The sequence below is a fragment of the Stenotrophomonas sp. WHRI 8082 genome (genome assembly GCF_040223995.2).
GTDB lineage: Bacteria > Pseudomonadota > Gammaproteobacteria > Xanthomonadales > Xanthomonadaceae > Stenotrophomonas.
The window spans coordinates 3,421,567-3,441,182 of sequence record NZ_CP167826.1 but is presented as its reverse complement, the minus strand read 5'-3'; the positions used below and the strand labels follow the sequence as shown (position 1 = coordinate 3,441,182).

Below are 19,616 nucleotides of genomic sequence, written 5' to 3'. Positions count from 1 at the left end.
ACGATCGGCCCGGGGATCCATCCGCACATTGATCTGAATCAAGGCTGTTCGAAGTCGTCGGTCACATCATCACTCCACGTAGACCCACCTTCCCGCACCCCACACGGCTTTATCCCACGAGGTAGCCAGGCCATGATCGATTCGACAGTCGTAGAACTGTCGCGGCTGCAGTTCGCCCTGACCGCGATGTATCACTTCCTCTTCGTCCCCCTGACCCTTGGCCTGTCGTTCCTGGTGGCCATCATGGAAAGCGTGTACGTCATGACCCGCAAGCCGGTCTGGCGGCAGATGACCCTGTTCTGGGGCACGCTGTTCGGCATCAACTTCGCCATCGGCGTGGCCACCGGCCTGGTGATGGAGTTCCAGTTCGGCATGAACTGGTCCTACTACAGCCATTACGTCGGCGATATCTTCGGTGCGCCACTGGCCATCGAAGGCTTGATGGCGTTCTTCCTGGAGGCGACCTTCATCGGCCTGTTCTTCTTCGGCTGGAAGCGCCTGACACCGGTCAAGCACCTCACCGTGACCTGGCTGATGGCACTGGGCACCAACCTGTCGGCGGTGTGGATCCTGATCGCCAACGGCTGGATGCAGAACCCGACCGGCGCCATCTTCAATCCGGAAACGATGCGCATGGAAGTGGTGGATTTCGCCGCCGTGCTGCTCAATCCCGTGGCGCAGGCCAAGTTCGTGCACACCGTCAGTGCCGGCTATGTGACCGGCGCGATCTTCGTGATGTCCATCAGTGCACTCTACCTGCTGCGCAACAAGCACAAGGACATGGCGCGGCGCTCGTTCGCCGTTGCCGCCGCCTTCGGCCTGCTGTCCTCGCTGTCGGTGGTGGTGCTGGGCGATGAAAGTGGCTACGCCGCCAGTGAACACCAGAAAATGAAACTGGCCGCGATCGAAGCGATGTGGGAGACCGAGCGTGCGCCGGCCGACTTCACTGCCTTCGGCATCCCCAACCAGGCCACGCAGGAAAACGACTACGCGATCAAGATTCCTTACCTGATGGGACTGATCGCCACCCGCTCGCTGGACCAGCCGATCCCGGGCATCCTGGAACTGGTGGAGCGTGCCGAGCACCGCATCCGCGGCGGACAGATCGCCTACGGCGCCCTGCAACGGGTGCGTGCCGACAAGAACGACCTGGAAGCACGCGAGGTATTCGATCGCCACTGGCAGGACCTTGGGCATGGCCTGCTGCTGAAGCGCTATCGCGACGACATCGGCAACGCCACCCCGGACGAGATCGCCAAGGCGGCGATGGATACCGTGCCGCGGGTTGCCCCGCTGTTCTGGACCTTCCGCATCATGGCCGGGCTGGGCTTCTATCTGATCGCGTTCTTTGCGCTCGCGTTCTACTACTCCTGCCGCAACAACTTCCACGACAAGCGCTGGTTCCTGACACTGGCCGTGTGGTCGCTGCCGGCGCCGTGGATCGCCATCGAGTGTGGCTGGTTCGTCGCCGAGTACGGTCGCCAGCCCTGGGCCGTCGATGGCGTGCTGCCCACGTTCTACGCCGCATCGGGCCTGGCCCTGCACGAGATCCTGACCACCCTGGCCGTGTTCACCCTGCTCTACACGGTGCTGCTGGTGATCGAGGTCAAGCTGATGCTGAAGGCGATCAGAAAGGGACCTGACGAGATCCTGCCCTCCCTGCAGGCGCCGCGTGCGTCCGTTTCCCATACCGCCCACCCGGCCCCAGGCCTGGCATAAGGCAGGAGAACCCGAATGGAAATCCTTGGACTTGATTACACCACCCTGCGCATCATCTGGTGGCTGCTGCTGGGCATCCTGCTGATCGGTTGGGCCGTGATGGATGGCTTCGATCTCGGCGTCGGCACGCTGCTGCCGTTCGTGGCCAGGACCGATGACGAACGCCGGCTGGTGATCAATACCGTCGGTCCCGTGTGGGAAGGCAACCAGGTGTGGCTGGTGCTCGGTGGCGGCGCGATCTTCGCCGCTTGGCCGCCGCTGTATGCGGTCAGCTTTTCCGGCTTCTACCTCGCGGTGTTCCTGATGCTGTTCGGGCTGATCCTGCGCCCGGTCGCCTTCAAGTACCGCAGCAAGATGCCGGGCAAGCGCTGGCGGGAAAACTGGGACCGTGCGCTGTTCGTCGGCGGCCTGCTGCCGGCACTGATCGCCGGCGTGGCGGTGGGCAACGTGCTGCTCGGCGTGCCCTTCCACTTCGACGACAGCATGCGCATCTTCTACACCGGCACCTTGATTGGCCTGCTCAACCCGTTCGCGCTGGTGGCCGGTCTGGTGAGTGTGGCGATGGTGGTCTCGCACGGGGCGGCGATGCTGGTGCTCAAGACAGACGGTCCGGTCGCCGAGCGCGCGGCCCGTTACGGCAGCGTCGCGGCGCTGCTGACCTTCGTCCTGTTCGCCCTGGCCGGTGTCTGGGTTGCGTTCGGCCTGCCCGGCTATGAGATCACCTCGCAGGTGGTCACCGATGGGCCGACCAATCCACTGCTGAAAACCGCGGCCGTGGGGGCCGAAGCCGGGGGGTGGCTGCGCAACTACGGCAGCATGCCCGCCACCCTGCTCGCGCCGATCATCGGCCTGGCGGGTGCACTGGCCAGTGCAGCCCTGCTGCGCGCTCGCCGCGGCGGGCTGGCCTTCCTCGCCTCGGGTGCATCGATCACCGGCATCATCCTGACCGTCGGCTTTGCGATCTTCCCGTTCCTGCTGCCTTCCTCCAGCCAGCCCGGCTCCAGCCTGACCGTCTGGGACAGCTCGTCCAGTCATCTCACCCTGGGCATCATGCTGGTCGCCACGGCGATCTTCCTGCCGATCATCCTGGCCTACACCACCTGGGTCTACCGGGTGATGAAAGGCAAGACCAGCGCCGAAGAAATGGGCGACAACCCCAACGCGTATTGACTGACCCTGCCGGCCTGCGGGCCGGCACCTACCTAGGAGCACACCATGTGGTATTTCGCCTGGATTCTTGGCACCGGTTTGGCCTCGGTCGTCGCCATCCTCAACGGCATGTGGTTCGAAGCGCGTGAGTCGGGCAGCATCGACGATCGAGACGGCAATTGATGTAACAAAAGTGTTGCCGCCTTGGCCTTCACACGGTATCTTAGGCGGCTCCTTCGGGGTGTAGCTCAGTCTGGTAGAGCGCTACGTTCGGGACGTAGAGGTCGCAGGTTCGAATCCTGTCTCCCCGACCACTCAGGTGATCGGAACGACCGAAGGAAAAAACGATTTCCCTTGCCGCCCTTCGCGGAAATCGATATGATAGGCGGCTACCCTTCGGGGTGTAGCTCAGTCTGGTAGAGCGCTACGTTCGGGACGTAGAGGTCGCAGGTTCGAATCCTGTCTCCCCGACCACTTGTTGGTCGTGACAAAGCCTGGAAGACGACGGTCTTCCGGGCTTTTTCATGTCTGCCGTCCTGATATCGAGCCGCCACCGCGCTCGCCGGGCCAGGATCGGCGGGGGGCGACCGGTCGACGTACAATGATGCCCTCCCCCACCTGCCGCACCGGCCTCTGCCCGGTGCCGCTGCTGCATCCGGTCGCTGCCACGCGCCGCCGGCAAGGATCCATGATGACCCCCGCCTCCTCTCCGCTGTCCCCCGCGCCTTCGCTGCTGCACGGGCGTGCGCTGGTATTCGCTGCTGTCCTGCTGGCGGCGGTCAACCTGCGTACCGCCGTGACCTCGGTCACTCCGCTGCTGGACGTCCTCGGCCAGGCCTTCAGCTTCGGCACGACCATGACTGGCGTACTGGGCATGCTGCCCACCGCGTCGTTCGCCTTGTTTGGTGTGTGTACGCCGATGCTGGCGCGGCGGATCGGGCTGGAGCGCGCCACCCTGCTGGCGATGGCCCTGGCCGCCGTCGGTCTTCTGCTGCGCTCCAGTGCCGTCGGCGTGGGCAGCCTGCTGGCCGGTTCGATCATCGCCCTGGCGGGCATGGGCATCGGCAACGTCGTGGTGCCCCCGTTGGTGAAGCGCTACTTCGCCAACAAGGTCGGCGCCATGAGTACGCTGTACATCAGCGTGCTGCAACTGGGCACGATGCTGCCGGCGTTGCTGGCGGTGCCGGTGGCCAACGCGGTCGGCTGGCGGGTGTCGCTGGGCATGTGGGCGCTGCTGGCGCTGGCCGCCATGCTGCCGTGGCTGATGCTGGTCCGGCGCACGCCACGCCACGACACGATCAACGACGCACCGGATCCGTCCGCGCAACCCCATGGCAAGGTCTCCCGCACGTCGCTGGGCTGGGGCATGACGCTGATGTTCGGCATGACCTCGCTGATGACCTACTCGATGTTCACCTGGCTGCCACGCATCGTTGTCGAAGCCGGTGCGACGCCTGCCTTTGGCGGGCTGATGGTCGCCATGTTTTCGGCCTTGGGCCTGCTGCCGTCGCTGGTGATTCCCTCCTTGGCGGTACGCATGCAGAATCCTTTTCCGCTGGTGCTGATCGGCTTCAGTGCATTCACCATCGCGTTCGCCGGGCTGCTGCTCGCCCCCATGAAGGCGCCCCTGCTATGGGCCTGCTTGCTTGGCGTGGGGCCGTCCACGTTCCCGCTTGCACTGACGCTGATCAACCTGCGCACGCGCACCCCCACCGGCTCGGCCGCCCTGTCCGGATTCATGCAGGGCGTCGGCTACAGCTTCAGCTGCCTGGGCCCGTTCGTGGTCGGCTGGCTGCATGACCTCAGCGGCAACTGGACGGTGCCGTTCGGCTTCCTGTTCTGCTGTGCGCTGGTGATGCTCTGCGCATCGTGGTTCGCCTGCAAGCCACGTAAACTGGAAGACCTGTGGGGTCCGGCGCCCGTGTGATGGACGCCTGGATGGCCGCCAGGCCGGTTCGGGCCGGATACCGATAGCGCCGAGCCATGCTCGGCGAGTGCGTAGCGCGGCGTGGTGATCGCAGCCGGCAGTGCCGACAGCAGCCGACTGAAGTCGGCTCTACCGTCGGCTTTGCCACCTACGCGCGGACCTGCCCTTCGCCACGCACGACGAAACGCTCCACGGTCAGCGACTCAAGGCCCATAGGGCCATACGCATGCAGGCGGGTAGTGGAGATGCCGATCTCGCTGCCCAGCCCCAGCTGGCCGCCGTCCGAGAACCGCGACGACGCATTGACCATCACTACCGCCGACCGCAATGCCGTGATGAAGCGCTCGGCGTGCGCGGCGTCGCGGGTCGCGATGACTTCCGTGTGATCGGACGTGAAGCGCCGGATATGTCCGATGGCCGCGTCCACGTCATCGACCACCTTGACCGCGATGACCAGGTCCAGGAACTCCGCGGCATAGTCATCTTCCGTCGCCGCCACGCTGCCTGGCAGCAACGCCTCTGACGCCACGTCGGCACGCAGCTGGACACCCCGTTCGGTCAGCGCCTTGCCGGCCAACGGCAGGAACACATCGGCGATATCGCGGTGGACCAGCACCGTCTCCAGCGAATTGCACGCGGAGGGCCGGCTGCACTTCCCGTCGACCAGCAGGTCGACGGCCTGCGCCACGTCCGCACTGGCATCCACGAAGAGATGACACACGCCCTTGTAGTGCTTGATCACCGGCACGCGCGCGTGTTCGGCGACGAAGCGGATCAGGCCCTCACCGCCACGCGGAATGGCCAGATCGATCAGCTCGTGCAACTGCAGCAGTTCCAGCATCGCTTCCCGGCGCAGGTCGGTCAGCACGGTGACTGCCGCCTCGGGTATTCCCTGTTCGCGCAAGGCGCTGCCCAAGGCCGCAGCAATCGCGGTATTGGAATGGATCGCTTCGGATCCGCCGCGCAGGATCACCCCGTTACCCGCTTTCAGGCACAACGCCGCCGCTTCCGCCGTGACGTTGGGGCGCGCTTCGTAGATCATCGCAATCACACCCAGCGGGACGCGCACCTTCTGCACGCGGATGCCGTTGGGACGCACTTCGTCGCGGGTGACCTGTCCGACCGGATCAGGCAGTCCCGCCACTTCACGCAGCGCCTCGGCCATGGCGAACAGACGCGGAGGATCCAGCGCCAGCCGGTCCAGCATCGCACTGCCAACGTCCTTCGCGCGTGCCGCCGCGAGGTCGCGCGCATTGGCGGCAAGAATCTGTCCGGCGTGACGCTCCAGCGCGGCAGCCATCGCCTGCAGCAGGGCCGTACGCTGCCCCGCATCCAGGCCAGCCACTACGGTAGCTGCACTGCGGCAGGCACGTGCCTGCTGTTCAATTCCAGTCATGGTTGGACCACGCAGAAGAGCAGAAAAGGCAAAAAGGCGACGGCGTCATGGCAGAACCTGCTGAAGACTGAGGTAGGCACACACTGGCGTCGAGTATAGCGAAGGCCCGGCGCGCCGATCCGCGTGCCTTGCCCGCAACCGTGACGCTCGCTTCCGGCCTGCCTGGTTGCTGCCTGATCCGATGCCGACGTTCTCGGATGGTCATTTGTTTCCGCCCCCGGCTCAATCGAATGCGCAGCGCCTTTGTGCATGCAATCTTGCAGACGAGCCTCGCAACCGGCAGAACCTGTCTGCCTGACGATGCCAGGAGGAACGACCGATGACGACCAGACCCGTTACAGACACCCCCTCTGTCCCTACCACGGATCTCCAGATCGAACTGACCATTGATTCGGTCACGGTGGCGCCCGAGGGCAATGCCGCGATCGACTTCAAGATCACTGCCAAGGCAAACGTAGCTCACGTGGACGGCTACCAGCTGTGGAGTGAAGACGAATCGGGAGGCTTCTTCCGACACAGCAGCACCAAAGATAACGCTGAAATGCACCAGCGGCCCTTCGGGACGCGCCTATGGTGGGCTCACGCCATACGGCATACGGCAACGACCATGCGGTTCTTCGCCGCCTGGAGTCGGGAGAATCCGGTACGCGTCAGCAACTACGTGGATATCGTGCTGCCAGCACTGCCGGCTCCTACGGAGTTTTCTGCACGAGATGGTGGGTTGAACGTCATATGCACCGGCAGGGCGCTGCCTTACGGAGAAGTACTGCTGCGTCTGGACAAGACGTCCAGCAAGGTTGAGGCGGGGAAAGATGGGACATGGCGCGCCATTATCGACACAGCCCCAGGCACGTACACGGCCAGCGCCCAGTGCCTCGGTGGAACGCTTCCAGACTCGCCCAGGGTCTCTGTGCAGGTGGTGGTGGCCGAAGCCCCCGCCATTCCCTTGCGGCTGCTGTTCCCCGAAGAAGGAAGGAAGATAAGCCGGCTCACCCGCGTCACCGGTACCGCCAGGCCGAAGACGCGGGTAGAGGTGTCGGTGGGCGGCGGTCCGGTCGCTGTCACGGAGGCCAATGCCGGAGGGGCGTGGGAAGTGTCCGAGGCGCGTTCAGACACGCCGGGGCTGGTGGACGTGTTCGTGGAGACCCCGGATACGGGTGAGGCCTTGCGACGCAGTGTGGACGTGGAGTCTTTTCCCGTGTGGGAGGTCACCCACCTGTTCGCCGGACCGATCGTTGACGAAAGCGGACTGGTGACCCGCGCCGGTGCCGTTGCCGAAGGACGCGGCGAGCAAGGAGACACGATCCAATACAGCGCGCGCGGCGAAGAGCCTTGGACCGACCTGGCGACGGTGGGCGAGGACCTGCGCTGGCGGTTCGAACACGTGGCACCACCTCCCCCGCCGCCGCCCTTCCGGATCGGCAGACTCTATCTCCGCTGCCCAGGTGATCCCCTGATTCGTGATTACACGGTAGAACTGCAACCGCCCGTCATCACGTCGCCAGAGGAAGGCGCCGTCACCGGACCCAGCGTGGAATTCAGCGGCTTTGCAGCACTGAAGTTCGATATCGAACTGCCAGATGGATCGAAGCAGCGGGTAAGGCCCGACAAGGAGTACGCCTGGAAGGTCGTACTGGGTCCCTTTGCACCCGGCATACACACCGTGATCGCACGATCTGCCGCAACCAACCACAAGCGGGAGCAGACGCGTCGCACCTTCCTGGTCGAAGACGTCCCAGGTACCGACGACACGTGACCTGACCCGGCGCATGTGCCATCGCGTGGCAGGCCGCAATGCGATCAGAGCAGGACCAGGTCATCACGATGGACCACGCTGCCACCGTAGTTGTATCCCAGCGCAGTTTCGATATCGCGCGAGTGGCGGCCAGCGATACGCCTGACATCGCTGGCCGCATACTGGCTGACGCCGCGCGCGACGCGGGACGCGGCGCCTTCGCAGCGGCTGCGTATCTCCACCATGTCACCCCGGCGGAAATCGCCATCGGCGCCGGTGATACCACCGGGCAACAGCGACGCGCCTTTTGTCCGCATGGCCTGTGCCGCACCGTCGTCGATCCAGATCACCCCGGGCTCGACCGGCGCGTGGCGCAACCAGTACTTGCGTGCCGCCTCGCGGCTCTGTGACGCATGCAGGCGTGTACCGTGCAGCCGGCCCTGCGCAAGGGCACGCACCACATCGCCATCGCGACCGTTGAACAGAATGGTTTCGATGCCCAGCCGCGCCGCCTTGGCGGCGGCCTCCAGCTTGGTGCGCATGCCACCGGTGCCCGCACTGCTGCCGCTGCCACCGGCCATCGCCAGCACCTCGGCGGTGATCTCGCGCACGTCGATGATGGGGCGAGCGCCCGGGTCGCGGCGCGGGTCGGCGCTGTACAGGCCATCGATATCGGTCGCGATGAACAGCACATCGGCGTCGACCAGCGCAGCGACGGTCGCCGCCAGGTTGTCGTTGTCGCCGAGCTTGAGTTCATCCACCGACACGGTGTCGTTTTCGTTGACCACCGGCAGCGCACCGAGCCGCAGCAGTTCAGTCAGCGTGGCACGGGCATTGAGATAGCGACGCCGATTGCGCAGGTCATCGTGGGTGAGCAGGACCTGCGCAACCGGACGCTCGAAGAACCGCTGCCACAGGCCGATCAGCTGCGCCTGGCCGAGCGCGGCGAGCGCCTGGCGGGCGGCCATCGCGGCACCGGCGGCCTCTACCTTCGGCAGGATGGCGCGACCGGCCGCTACCGCACCGGACGACACGATGACCACCTCTCGACCTGCCAGCACGTGGGCAGACACGAACTGCGCAAGCCCCAATGCGTAGCGCGGCGACAACCCGCCACCATCGGCAGCGAGCAGGCTGCTGCCGACCTTCAACACCGCCCGTCGCCAAGGTGGCAGGGGCTGCTCGACGAAGGGCGATGTACTCATGAGCGGCTCATCGGGTGATCCACTCGTGCACGGTCAGGTCCGACGTCTCCATCGTGACGAGCGGATCGCGCGCGACGATCGCGCGTGCTTCCTCCAGGCTGCCCACATTGCACAGCACGTAGGCACCGCCGCTGCTGTCACTGAAACCGCCGGTGAGCTGCAGTTGCCCCGCGTCACGCAAGGCGTCAAGGAACGCCACATGCGGCGGTATGGCCTGCGCGTCGAAATCAGGCCGGCGCAGCGCCACGACCAGATACAGGGTGCCGGCCATCAGCCCAGCGCCTGCCAGCGCGCGCGCAGGGCATCCAGCTGCAGGTCCGCTGCCGCACCGGGCGAGACGCGCGCGGCCAGGCTGCCTTCCGGTGTCCGCCCCTGCCCTGCGCTGTCGGCGCCTGCCGCAGCGGCCTTGTAGGCTTCGCGGAACGGCACGCCGGCCACCGCGGCCTCCACCGCCACGTCGGTGGCATACATGCCCGAATCAATGCCCGCCAGCAACTTGTCGTTGCGCCATTCCAGATTGGCCAGCAAGGCGGGCAGCAGCTCCAGCGCAGCGAGTCCGCGGCCGAAGCCGTGGAAAATCGCCCCCTTGGAGCCCTGCAGGTCACGGTGGTAGCCCGACGGCAGCGACAACAGCTGCTCGATCTCGGTACGCGCGGCGGCCACGCTGGCATGGGTGGCGCGCATCAGCTCGATGACATCCGGATTGCGCTTGTTGGGCATGATCGAACTGCCGGTGGTGTACTGCGCGGGCAGTGCGACGAAGCCGAACTCGGCGCTGGTGAACAGTGACAGGTCCCAGGCGATGCGGCGCAGGTCCAGGGTGGCGCTGCCCAGTGCTTCCAGGGCGGCCATCTCGAACTTGCCACGCGACAGCTGCGCGTAGATCGGCGAGATCTGCATGCGCGCAAAGCCCAGCGCCGCCGTGGTGTGCGCCCGGTCCAGCGGCAGGTTGACGCCATAGCCGGCTGCGGTACCCAGCGGATTGGCATCTACCAGTGCATGCGTGTCGCGGGCGCGGATGGCGTTGTCGATGAAGGCTTCGGCCCAGCCCGCCCACCACATGCCAGCCGACGAGACGACCGCGCGCTGGATATGGGTGTAGCCGGGAATCGGCAGGTCTTTCTCCGCCTCTGCACGCTCCAGCGCCACCTTGGCGATCTCCGCGCTCAGCTGGGACACGCGCAGCAGTTTTTCTTTCAGCCAGAGGCGCGTGGCCACCAGCACCTGATCGTTGCGGCTGCGGCCGGTGTGTATCCGGCGGCCTGCGTCGCCCAAGCGCTCGGTGAGGCGCGCTTCGATGGCCGAATGACCATCTTCGTACTGCTCGTCCAGCACGAAGCGTCCGCTGCGGAAGTCGTCGGCCAGTACCTCCAGCTCGCGTTGCAGGCCGGCCAGCTCGTCCGTGCTGAGGATGCCGATGTGCTGCAGTCCCTGCGCGTGCGCCGCACTGGCGGCGATGTCGTGCAGGAAGAATTCGCGATCAAGGATCACGTCATCGCCGGCAAGGAAGGTCTGGATCTTTGCGTCGACCGCGACGCCCGGCTTCTGCCACAGAAGGTCTGCCATGTTGTGCTCCATCGGCGGCCACGGCCGCCTGTCGATGTCAGTCAGTGCGGGATCGAGATGAGTTCGTCGATGCCCAGCGCGAGGTTGAGGTTCTGCATGGCCTGGGAGGCCGCGCCCTTCAGCAGGTTGTCCAGCGTGGCCACCACCACCACCCGCTTGCCGCCCGGCGCCAGGGTGAAGCCACCGATCTGCACGCCATGGCGGCCGACGATGCGGCTGACCCACGGCGCTTCATCCACCACCTCGATCAAGGGCTCGGCGGCATAGGCATCGGTGAAGCGCGCGACGATCTGTTCGCGGGTCTGCGGCTGGTTGAGCCACAGGTTGACGGTCATGGTGATGCCGCGGAAATGGGGCGCCACATGCGGCATGAACTCCACCGGCACGCGCAGGTGCGCGGACACTTCGCGCTCATGCACATGGTTGGTGAGTGCATACGGCATCAGGTTGTCGGCCAGCAGGGCCGGATCGTTCTTGTCGGAAGGCGTGGTGCCTGCACCGGAATATCCCGATACGCCGAAACACTGCGGCGGACCGGCCAGCAGGTCGAGCAGCGGATGGATCGCCAGCTGCATCGCCGTGGCGTAGCAGCCCGGATTGCTGATGTGCTTCTCGCCGTTGTAGCCGCTGCGGGTGAGCTCAGGCAGGCCGTAGTACCAGCTGCCCTCAAAGCGGTAATCGGCCGACAGATCCACAATCACCGTGTCCGGCCTGATCGCCTCCAGCGCAGCCACGAAGGGCGCCGCCAGGCCATTGGGCAGGGCCAGGATCACGGCGTCCACGCCCTTGCCGGCCACCGCGTCGGCGTCCAGGCTCTCGTACTGCAGATCGCCCTCGATCTCCGGATGATGATCGGCCAGGCGCTGCCCTGCCCGCTCGCGCGAAGAGACAAAGGCCAACGCCAGCCGCGGATGGGCGGCGACCAGCTTGATCAGCTCCGCGCCGGTATGGCCGCGGGCCCCGACAATGCCAAGGGTGAAGGTCGTGCTGTCATTCATGAGTGGCTGTCCAGGCGGAACTGCAGGTGGCGCTTCACCCCTGTCCATTCCGCATCGATGATGGAAAAGATGACGGTGTCGCGTGGCGTGCCATCGGGATGTCGCCGGTGATTGCGCAGCACGCCATCCTGTTTGGCACCCAGGCGCGCAATCGCCGTGCGCGATGCGTGGTTGAACCAGCTGGTCTCGAACACCACGCTCAGGCAGCCCAGCGTCTCGAACGCATGCTGCAGCAACAGCAGCTTGGCTTCGGTATTCAGGCCGGTGCGTTGTACGCGCGGCGCGTGCCAGGTATAGCCGATGCTCAGCGTGGGAACGCTGGCATCCAACCCGTAATAACGGGTGCTGCCGACGATATCGCCCGCTGCGTCACGGATGACGAAGGGGAGCACGCGGCCTTCTGCCTGCGCCTGCAGCGCCGCGTCCACATACGCCGCCACGTCGGGCGGCGCTGGCACCTGGGTGAACCACAACTGGTCCAACCCGCTGCCCTGCACGGCCTGCTGCAGCCCCGGCACATGCGACGGCTGCAGCGGTTCCAGGCTGACATGGCGGCCGCGAAGCGTGGGCACCTGCACCCAGTGGTCAGCGCTGCTCATCCCTGCAGGCTCGGTGCACGTTGCGCACAATGCTCGACATACGCCCTGATGCGGTCAAAGCCATCCGCACCGTACCAGAACGTCTTCCAGCTGCCCTGCTTGTAGCAGCCATCGGATTCGGCGTAGTAGAAGTGGTTGATCGGGTTGCCGTTGCGCGACCGCCAGAACAGCTGCGGCGTCTCGTCCAGCATGACATTCCAGACCGCACGGCCCAGCCCCTCGCCCTGTGCATCATCGAGCACGGCGAACTTGTCCAGATACACGCCTTCCGCTTCATCGGTCAGGATCACCGCCGCCCGGTAGTTCTCGCTGACATAGGCACGCAGCAGCCGGGTCCTGTCGAAGTAATCCGCGACCAGCACGCGACCAAAACTGGATTCGATCAAGCCCCGCAGGCGTGGCAGGTCCAGTTCGTCCCACGAGGTGGCGCGCAGCACCTTCTCGCCCTTGCGCACCAGCGTGCCCGATCCTTTATGGGTGAACAGTTCCTTGGCCAGATCGGCCGGCCGGGTGATCGACACCGACGACTCCAGCGGCAGACGATCCAGCAGGTCCTTGATCTGTTCGATCTTCACCTTCATGCCGCCGTGGATCCACGGCTGGGTCATCAGGTCGGCGTACTCGGTGGAGAGGTTGATCGAATCGATCACCTTCCCGTCCTCGTCGAGCAGGCCGCCGGTGCCCGTCAGGAAAATGATCTTGTACGGCTGCAGCTCCTGCACCAGCTCGTTTGCCGCGAAGTCCGCGTTGACGTTGAGGATCTGCCCACTGCGCGTTTCGCCCAGGCTGGTGATGACCGGAATCGACCCGGCCCGCAGGCTGGCCTCGATCGGGGCAAGGTTGACCTTGCGGACTTCACCGACCAGACCGTAAACGTCCTGGTCCATGTACTCCGCTTCAAACACGCCACCGGTGATCGAGGTGGCGCGCGCACCGTTCTGCTGCAGCGCCTCGACCAGTCGCAGGTTGGACTGCTGGAACACTTGGCGCACGATCGCCAAGGCCTCCGGCGAGGTCACCCGCAGGCCGTTGACGGTCTGCTTCTCGATGCCGGCCGCGGCCAGTTCGGCATCCAGCTGCGGGCCGGCGCCGTGCAGCACGATCGGCGTCAGGCCGACTTCCTGCAGGAACGACAGCGAAGACGTCAGCGCATCTAGGTCATCGCGCAGCACGGCACCGCCGACCTTGACCACGGCGAAGCGCTTGGCATCGAGCTGCGAGAAGCGCTTGAGGTACTGGCTGATCTCCTTCGCGCTGGCCATGCTGGAAAGCAGGCGCACGATGGTCTGGCGGGTCTGGCGATGAGGCTGGAGGGCTGGGGACATTTCGGTTTCGTCACAGGCGGCTGGGCCGCGTTGCAGGTCCGCCGTACCAAAGGCACGACGGCAGTGGAGGTACTCAGGCGCCGGCGCTGATGATCCGGTGCACGGCATCGGTGTAACGCCGCAGTTGCTCCAGCGTCACGAACTCGTCGGCGGTGTGTGCCTGGGCGATGTCGCCCGGGCCGAACACCATCGTGGTGTAGCCACCTGCAGAGAACAGCGACGCTTCGGTCCAGAAGTCCACCGCATTGCCGATCGGCAGGTCCAGTGCATCGGCCACGTCGCGCGCGGCAAGGCGTCGGTTCTCCGCATCGGCGATGTCGCCGGCCGGCAGGCTGGGGCCACGAAAGGTCTCAGTGAACTGCGCCGCGTCCGGTTGGGCCAGCCCGGCAAACGTGGCCAGCAAGGCATCGATATCCATCGACGGCAGCGGCCGGAAGCCGAAACGCACTTCCGCAGCGGGCGCGATCATGTTGGCCTTGATCCCACCTTCCACGCGGCCGATGTTGAAGCGCAGGCCCGTCAATCCGCCGAAGCGCGCCGACGACAGCGACTCCACATGGTCCAGCGCCCGGTTGCCCCAGCGCATTGCCTGGTGCAGCGCGCTGGCCGCCGCATCCTGCTTGCCCGATGCGTGGCCGGCGCGGCCGGCAAACTGCATCAGCACCGAGCTGATGCCACGGTGGGCCAGCACCGCCTCGCTCATGGTCGGCTCGGCGACCAGCACCGCTTCGTAGGGAATGCCGCGCGCCAGGAACGCGGCGATACAGCGCGGATCATTGGCTTCTTCATCGCTGGAGAACAGGAACGCGGCATCGCCGTCGCTGGCATTGGCCGCAGCCACCAACGCCGCCGCTGCACCCTTGATGTCACACACACCGAGCCCCACCACGCGATCGTCCAGGCGCCGCATCACGTGAGGGTCCGCACTCCAGTGTGGCGAATCCGGCACCGTATCCAGATGCACGTTGAACAGATACTTCGGCGTACCGCGCACCGCATACAGGCTGACCGCTCCGTCGCCGTGGTCGATCACCTCCACCTGGAAGCCAGGCAGGTGGTCACGCAGGTAGTCGAAGATCCCCCCCGTGCTGATCGCGCGCGGTGGATTGCGGGTGTCGAAAGACACCAGGGCCTGCAGGTGATCGAGCGTCTGTTCAAGCATGAATCAACAATCCTGTGGAATTCCGCCGGGCATGGCCCGGCGCTACCGGAACGCGTCTGGTGGAGAACCCCCTTCTTGTTTAAGGGGGTGCGCCAACGGCGCGGGGTTAAGGTGGAATGCGTGGGCAGGTCAATCGCTGCTTAACCGCGGTTGACCTGCGCGTAAACGGTCGAGCTCATGCCGAACAGCTTGATGAAGCCTTCGGCTTCTTCCACGCCCCAATCGGCCGACTGCGCATACGTGGCGCCCTTGGTGTTGAGCAGGTGCGGCGAACGCACGGCCACCGCATCGACACGGCCACCGCGGGTTTCCAGCACGACTTCACCAGTGACCTTGGCCTGCGACGACTTCAGGAACGCTTCGATGTCGGTCTTCAGCGGGTCGTGGTAGAAGCCCTCGTACACCAGCTCCACCCACTTGCGCGCCACGTCCGGCTTGAAGCGGTTCTGCTGTTTGGTCAGCACGGCATCTTCCAGCGCGCGATGCGCGGCCAGCAGCGAGACCAGGCCCGGCGCTTCGAACACGATACGGCCCTTCAGGCCGATCACGGTATCGCCGGTGTACACGCCACGACCCACGCCGTACGGTGCGAACAACGCGTTCAACGTGGCCAGGATCTTTTCACCCGGCAGCGCCTTGCCATCCAGCTCGACCGCTTCGCCGTCAACGAATTTCAGGGTGACCGTCAGCGCCTGCTCCGGCCATTCGCTGCGCGGTGCGCACCAGCCACGGGCCCCTTCGCCCGGCGCTTCCCAGCGGTCGATCTCACCGCCGGACATGGTCAGGCCCAGCAGGTTCTCGTTGATGGTGTAGGCCTGCTGCTTGGCGCGCACGCCGAAGCCGCGCTCTTCCAGGTACTTCTGCTCGTAGGCGCGGGTCTGGGTGTGTTCTTTCTGGATCTCGCGGATCGGGGCGATGATCTGGTAGTCGCCCAGCGCCTTCACGGCCAGGTCGAAACGCACCTGGTCGTTGCCCATGCCGGTGCAGCCGTGGGCGATGAGGTGGGTACCCAGCTCGGCGGCGCGCTTGAGCGCGGCATCGACGATCAGGTAACGGTCCGACACCAGCAGAGGGTACTGGCCTTGGTAGCCTTCGCCGGCCCAGACGAACGGCTTGACGAAGCCTTCCCAGATCGCCGGGCCACCGTCGACGGTGACATGGCTGGTGACGCCCAGCTCGGCGGCGCGCTTTTCGATGAAATCGCGCTCTTCATCATCCACGCCGCCGGTATCGGCGAACACGGTGTGCACGTTGTAGCCGCGCTCCTGCAGGTAGGGCACGCAGAAGCTGGTATCAAGGCCGCCGGAGAAGGCGAGGACGACGTCTTTGTTGCTCATGGGGGTAGGATCCTGGTAGCGCCGGGCCGTGCCCGGCGGAAGGGTTCAATCAGAAAGAACTCAGCGGCCGGCCAGCGCGGCCATGATCGCCTTCTGCACGTGCAGTCGGTTCTCGGCCTCGTTGATGGCGATGCACTGCGGCGAATCCATCACCGCATCAGTGGCCTTGACGTTGCGGCGGAGCGGCAGGCAATGACTGAAGACGCCATTGTTGGTCAACGCCATCTTCTGCTCGTCGACGATGAAGTGCTTGTAGTTTTCGCGGATCGGCTTTTCCGGCTCCCAGTTGCCAAAGAACGGCAGCGCGCCCCAGCTCTTGGCATACACCACGTCCGCACCGGCGTAGGCACTCTGGATGTCGTGGCTCACCTGCAGCGAGCCACCGTTCTCGGCCACGTTCTGCTCGGCCCAGCCCATGTACCGCTCATCCAGGATGTACTGCTCGGTCGGGCACAGCAGGGTCACGTCCATGCCCATGCGGGTGGCGATGGTCAGCGCGGAATTGGCCACCGCGGTGTTCAGCGGCTTGGGATGGTAGGTCCAGGTCAGCACGTATTTCTTGCCGCGCAGGTCCTGCGTACCGAAGTGCTCCTGCAGAGCCATCACGTGCGCCAGTTCCTGGCACGGGTGGGTGATGGTCTCCATGTTGATCACCGGCACCGGCGAGTACTTCGCAAAGCTCTTCAGCACGGTGTCTTCGCGGTCGACCGACCAGTCGACGAACTTCGGGAAGGCACGCACGGCGATCATGTCGCAGTACCGCCCCAGCACCTTGGCCACTTCGGCGATGTGCTCTTCGGTGTCGCCATCCATCACCGTGCCGAGGTTGAACTCGATCGGCCATGCGTCCTTGCCCGGCTGCAGCACCACCGCGTGGGCACCCAGCTGGAACGCACCGAGCTCGAAGCTGGTGCGGGTGCGCATGGAGGGGTTGAAGAACACCAGTGCGATCGACTTGCCCTTGAGCTGGTCGCCGAGCTTGTTGCGCTTGAACAGCGCCGCCTGGGTCAGCAGCGCATCAAGCTCGCTGCGGCTCCAGTCCTGGGTGTTCAGGAAATGCTTGAGGGACATCAATCGATCCTTGCGTTGGGCACGGGCGGGGCGGAGCGTCCAGTGCGCGGGGGTGGGAATGAGTGCAGATGTAACTTTTCAGACGCTGAAACGAAAAAACCCAGCCGGGGGGCTGGGTTTTTTACCGAACAGACAGCACGAAGCTCCGGTCACCCAGCGGAAATGTGGGATTCCGGTCGGCGGGCACGCGACGTCATGCCGGTGGCCTGTCGGGCGGCGCTCGTGTCGTGCTGGAAGTCGGTTGCGTTCATTTCCGCCCATGGTGGCATGGCCGATGGTGCGGTGCAAGAGGCTGATCAGGGATTTGCGGCGGCGCCCTGCTCGGCCCCCACCCACGGGGTGATCGATACGCGGATCTTCAACCGGTTGCCCGGGTCTTCGGCCAGCCGCGAGCGGTACTTGGTGCCCTTGTAGACGTAATCCACATCGTAGGCGATGGGCCGGCGGAACTCGCGCCCCACCGGGACGATCCGGCAGTCACGGGTAAGCATCGGCGCATTGCTGGACGGCGTCTCGGACGGCGCGACCGGCGGGGCCGCCGGATCCTGCTCGCCCGGCTTGAAGATCGACCGGACCGACTCCCACAGCCGTCCAAACCGCCCCTTGTCCTCCACCGGCTCTTCGCCGGTGACATTCACCGGTGGCAGGTTGCGCGTGGTCACCGGCTCGCAATGCTCCTCGGTGCGTGTCGCACGCAGCGTCTGGAACACTGGCTCTACGTTCAGCACCTGCGCGTAGTCGAACTTCAGGTTCTCGACGATCACCACCCGGTTGCGCGGTTCGCCCTCTTCGGACTGGGCCACGGCAGGCCCGGCCAGCAGGCAGGCCAGCGCAGGCAGGAGGGCGGTTCTCATTGGCGAGGGGATCAGATGCACGGTAATAGTGTAGGCAGCACGGACGCCAAGGGGCTGAACATTACCCGTCCGTTGCGCGCGGGGCCACCCCGCGCGGTCGCGCGCAGTGCCCGGCGGTACCCCGCAGGCCCTTGCGGCGCTAGAATCAACGGCTTGTCCCCCAGTCCTCCCGCCATGACACTGCGCCTGCACAACAACCTGACACGACAGCTCGAAACGTTCGCCCCGCTCGATCCTGCCTGTCCGACCTTGTATGTGTGCGGCCCTACTGTCTACAACTACGTGCACATCGGCAACGCGCGTGGCCCGGTGGTATTCGGCGTGCTGGCCGACCTGCTGCGCCGCCGCTTCGGCAACCTGCGCTATGCGCGCAACATCACCGACGTGGACGACAAGATCAACACCGCTGCGCGAGAGCAGGGCGTGCCGATCAGCACCATCACCGACCGCTTCGCCGCTGCCTACCGCGACGACATGGCCGCACTGGGCGTGGTACCGCCGGATATCGAGCCGGAAGTCACCGCGCACATGGCGCAGATCATCGCCATGATCGAGCAGCTCATCGCCAACGGCCATGCCTACGCGGCGGAAGGCCACGTCCTGTTTGCCGTGGACACCTTCGAGGGCTACGGCAAGCTGTCGCGCCGCGACCCGGAGGAAATGCTGGCCGGTGCCCGCGTGGAGGTGGCGCCCTACAAACGCGCCGCGGGTGATTTCGTCCTGTGGAAGCCGTCGAGCGACGACCTCCCGGGCTGGGCGTCCCCGTGGGGGCGTGGCCGCCCCGGCTGGCACATCGAATGTTCGGCAATGGCCGCCGCGCACCTGGGCCCGACCATCGACATCCACGCCGGCGGCGTGGACCTGCAGTTCCCGCATCATGAAAACGAAATCGCGCAGAGTGAGTGCGCGCATGGCGGTAAGGTCTTTGCGCGCTTCTGGCTGCACAACGGCATGCTGAATTTCGGCGGTGCCAAGATGAGCAAATCGCTCGGCAACATCGAACGCGTGCACGACCTGGTGCGCCAGCACCCTCCGGAAGCGCTGCGCCTGGCGCTGCTGTCGGCGCATTACCGGCAGCCGCTGGACTGGTCCGACGCCGTGATCGAGCAGGCAGGACGCACCCTGGACCGCCTGTACGGCACGCTGCGTGATCTGGCCGACGTCGACGCGCAGGCACGGATTCCGGCAGCCATCGAAGCGGCGCTGGATGACGACCTCAACACGCCCTTGGCCCTGGCCGAACTGGCACGCATCGCCGGTGAAGCGCGCAAAGCCGTCGATCCTGCTGCACGCCAGCAGCTGAAGCAGGAGCTGCTCGGCGCCGGCCTCGCGCTGGGCCTGTTGCAGCAGGATCCGGGCATGTGGTTCGGCAACGCCGCTGGCGACAGCGACGACGATGCCCGCATCCAGGCGCTGATCGACGCGCGGGCGGCCGCCAAGCAGAACCGCGATTTCGCCCGTTCCGACGCCATCCGCGACCAGCTGGCGGCCGAAGGCATCGTGCTGGAAGACACCGCCCAGGGTGTGCGCTGGGTACGCAAGCGCGCCTGATGGTCCCTCGGTCGGCCGCTGC

17 protein-coding genes and 2 tRNA genes are annotated in these 19,616 nt (G+C 65.6%); 8 read left to right on the top strand and 11 right to left on the bottom strand.

Going from position 1 to position 19,616, the window contains the following annotated elements; genetic code table 11:
- Positions 1-132: 132 nt before the first annotated feature.
- The 6 genes from ABRP17_RS14980 to ABRP17_RS14955 all read left to right on the top strand — a co-directional run bounded on the left by ABRP17_RS14980 (position 133) and on the right by ABRP17_RS14955 (position 4,795).
- Positions 133-1,719 (top strand): cytochrome ubiquinol oxidase subunit I, encoded by a 1,587-nt coding sequence (locus ABRP17_RS14980; protein ID WP_349985091.1) that lies wholly within the window; start codon positions 133-135, stop codon positions 1,717-1,719.
- A 15-nt stretch (positions 1,720-1,734) separates the two neighbouring features.
- Complete coding sequence (gene cydB, locus ABRP17_RS14975; RefSeq protein WP_188326729.1) at positions 1,735-2,889, top strand: cytochrome d ubiquinol oxidase subunit II; 1,155 nt, start codon at positions 1,735-1,737, stop codon at positions 2,887-2,889.
- Positions 2,890-2,934: 45 nt separating this feature from the next.
- The gene (gene cydX, locus ABRP17_RS14970; protein WP_188326728.1) at positions 2,935-3,051 is read left to right on the top strand and encodes a cytochrome bd-I oxidase subunit CydX; all 117 of its coding nucleotides are present in this window, start codon (positions 2,935-2,937) and stop codon (positions 3,049-3,051) included.
- Between the two features lie 54 nt (positions 3,052-3,105).
- Positions 3,106-3,182 (top strand) — tRNA-Pro (locus ABRP17_RS14965).
- 83 nt (positions 3,183-3,265) lie between these two features.
- A tRNA-Pro gene (locus tag ABRP17_RS14960) sits at positions 3,266-3,342 on the top strand.
- A 217-nt stretch (positions 3,343-3,559) separates the two neighbouring features.
- Complete coding sequence (locus ABRP17_RS14955) at positions 3,560-4,795, top strand: MFS transporter (protein WP_349985092.1); 1,236 nt, start codon at positions 3,560-3,562, stop codon at positions 4,793-4,795.
- A gap of 148 nt (positions 4,796-4,943) precedes the next feature.
- On the opposite strand, the gene ABRP17_RS14950 is transcribed toward ABRP17_RS14955, so the two are convergent.
- Entirely contained in the window at positions 4,944-6,191 is a 1,248-nt protein-coding gene (locus ABRP17_RS14950) for a glutamate-5-semialdehyde dehydrogenase (RefSeq protein ID WP_349985093.1), read from the bottom strand.
- Positions 6,192-6,510: 319 nt separating this feature from the next.
- Between ABRP17_RS14950 and ABRP17_RS14945 the strand changes: the two genes are divergently transcribed.
- Positions 6,511-7,947: a hypothetical protein gene (locus tag ABRP17_RS14945; protein ID WP_349985094.1), complete on the top strand. Its 1,437-nt coding sequence runs from the start codon at positions 6,511-6,513 to the stop codon at positions 7,945-7,947.
- A gap of 44 nt (positions 7,948-7,991) precedes the next feature.
- Here the strand turns inward: ABRP17_RS14945 and proB are convergent, their stop codons facing one another.
- The 10 genes from proB to ABRP17_RS14895 form a co-directional block, all read right to left on the bottom strand.
- The gene (proB, locus tag ABRP17_RS14940) at positions 7,992-9,131 is read right to left on the bottom strand and encodes a glutamate 5-kinase (RefSeq protein WP_188326720.1); all 1,140 of its coding nucleotides are present in this window, start codon (positions 9,129-9,131) and stop codon (positions 7,992-7,994) included.
- A 7-nt stretch (positions 9,132-9,138) separates the two neighbouring features.
- Positions 9,139-9,402 carry a YciI family protein gene (locus ABRP17_RS14935; protein WP_188326719.1) on the bottom strand — a complete coding sequence of 88 codons (264 nt, stop codon included), beginning with the start codon at positions 9,400-9,402 and terminating at the stop codon, positions 9,139-9,141.
- Positions 9,402-10,697, bottom strand: coding sequence for an argininosuccinate lyase (gene argH / locus ABRP17_RS14930; protein WP_349985095.1), 1,296 nt, complete (start codon positions 10,695-10,697; stop codon positions 9,402-9,404). Before argH ends, ABRP17_RS14935 begins: the two co-directional genes overlap by 1 nt.
- Positions 10,698-10,738: 41 nt before the next feature.
- Positions 10,739-11,695 carry an N-acetyl-gamma-glutamyl-phosphate reductase gene (gene argC, locus ABRP17_RS14925; RefSeq protein ID WP_349985096.1) on the bottom strand — a complete coding sequence of 319 codons (957 nt, stop codon included), beginning with the start codon at positions 11,693-11,695 and terminating at the stop codon, positions 10,739-10,741.
- On the bottom strand, positions 11,692-12,294 hold the full coding sequence (locus ABRP17_RS14920; RefSeq protein WP_188326716.1) for a GNAT family N-acetyltransferase: 603 nt from the start codon (positions 12,292-12,294) through the stop codon (positions 11,692-11,694). The genes argC and ABRP17_RS14920 overlap by 4 nt, the downstream gene beginning before the upstream one ends.
- Positions 12,291-13,619, bottom strand: a complete 1,329-nt coding sequence (locus ABRP17_RS14915) for an acetylglutamate kinase (protein WP_188326715.1) — start codon at positions 13,617-13,619, stop codon at positions 12,291-12,293. Before ABRP17_RS14915 ends, ABRP17_RS14920 begins: the two co-directional genes overlap by 4 nt.
- Positions 13,620-13,692: 73 nt before the next feature.
- Positions 13,693-14,781 (bottom strand): acetylornithine deacetylase, encoded by a 1,089-nt coding sequence (locus tag ABRP17_RS14910; protein WP_349985097.1) that lies wholly within the window; start codon positions 14,779-14,781, stop codon positions 13,693-13,695.
- Between the two features lie 140 nt (positions 14,782-14,921).
- Complete coding sequence (locus ABRP17_RS14905; RefSeq protein ID WP_188326713.1) at positions 14,922-16,118, bottom strand: argininosuccinate synthase; 1,197 nt, start codon at positions 16,116-16,118, stop codon at positions 14,922-14,924.
- Between the two features lie 60 nt (positions 16,119-16,178).
- Positions 16,179-17,189, bottom strand: coding sequence for an N-acetylornithine carbamoyltransferase (locus ABRP17_RS14900; protein ID WP_188326712.1), 1,011 nt, complete (start codon positions 17,187-17,189; stop codon positions 16,179-16,181).
- A gap of 296 nt (positions 17,190-17,485) precedes the next feature.
- Positions 17,486-18,043, bottom strand: coding sequence for a hypothetical protein (locus ABRP17_RS14895; RefSeq protein ID WP_188326710.1), 558 nt, complete (start codon positions 18,041-18,043; stop codon positions 17,486-17,488).
- Between the two features lie 174 nt (positions 18,044-18,217).
- Here ABRP17_RS14895 and cysS point away from each other — a divergent pair, with 174 nt between their 5' ends.
- The gene (gene cysS / locus ABRP17_RS14890) at positions 18,218-19,594 is read left to right on the top strand and encodes a cysteine--tRNA ligase (RefSeq protein WP_349985183.1); all 1,377 of its coding nucleotides are present in this window, start codon (positions 18,218-18,220) and stop codon (positions 19,592-19,594) included.
- Positions 19,595-19,616: the final 22 nt, after the last annotated feature.

Bases quoted from the DNA above. Each gene is read 5' to 3' on its own strand.
- ABRP17_RS14905 (WP_188326713.1), bottom strand. From the start codon at position 16,118: ATGAGCAACAAAGACGTCGTCCTCGCCTTCTCCGGCGGCCTTGATACC.
- argC (WP_349985096.1), bottom strand. From the start codon at position 11,695: ATGAATGACAGCACGACCTTCACCCTTGGCATTGTCGGGGCCCGCGGC.
- ABRP17_RS14915 (WP_188326715.1), bottom strand. From the start codon at position 13,619: ATGTCCCCAGCCCTCCAGCCTCATCGCCAGACCCGCCAGACCATCGTG.
- ABRP17_RS14945 (WP_349985094.1), top strand. From the start codon at position 6,511: ATGACGACCAGACCCGTTACAGACACCCCCTCTGTCCCTACCACGGAT.
- ABRP17_RS14920 (WP_188326716.1), bottom strand. From the start codon at position 12,294: ATGAGCAGCGCTGACCACTGGGTGCAGGTGCCCACGCTTCGCGGCCGC.
- cydX (WP_188326728.1), top strand. From the start codon at position 2,935: ATGTGGTATTTCGCCTGGATTCTTGGCACCGGTTTGGCCTCGGTCGTC.
- ABRP17_RS14895 (WP_188326710.1), bottom strand. From the start codon at position 18,043: ATGAGAACCGCCCTCCTGCCTGCGCTGGCCTGCCTGCTGGCCGGGCCT.
- ABRP17_RS14910 (WP_349985097.1), bottom strand. From the start codon at position 14,781: ATGCTTGAACAGACGCTCGATCACCTGCAGGCCCTGGTGTCTTTCGAC.
- ABRP17_RS14935 (WP_188326719.1), bottom strand. From the start codon at position 9,402: ATGGCCGGCACCCTGTATCTGGTCGTGGCGCTGCGCCGGCCTGATTTC.
- argH (WP_349985095.1), bottom strand. From the start codon at position 10,697: ATGGCAGACCTTCTGTGGCAGAAGCCGGGCGTCGCGGTCGACGCAAAG.
- ABRP17_RS14980 (WP_349985091.1), top strand. From the start codon at position 133: ATGATCGATTCGACAGTCGTAGAACTGTCGCGGCTGCAGTTCGCCCTG.
- ABRP17_RS14955 (WP_349985092.1), top strand. From the start codon at position 3,560: ATGACCCCCGCCTCCTCTCCGCTGTCCCCCGCGCCTTCGCTGCTGCAC.
- cydB (WP_188326729.1), top strand. From the start codon at position 1,735: ATGGAAATCCTTGGACTTGATTACACCACCCTGCGCATCATCTGGTGG.
- ABRP17_RS14900 (WP_188326712.1), bottom strand. From the start codon at position 17,189: ATGTCCCTCAAGCATTTCCTGAACACCCAGGACTGGAGCCGCAGCGAG.
- cysS (WP_349985183.1), top strand. From the start codon at position 18,218: ATGACACTGCGCCTGCACAACAACCTGACACGACAGCTCGAAACGTTC.
- proB (WP_188326720.1), bottom strand. From the start codon at position 9,131: ATGAGTACATCGCCCTTCGTCGAGCAGCCCCTGCCACCTTGGCGACGG.
- ABRP17_RS14950 (WP_349985093.1), bottom strand. From the start codon at position 6,191: ATGACTGGAATTGAACAGCAGGCACGTGCCTGCCGCAGTGCAGCTACC.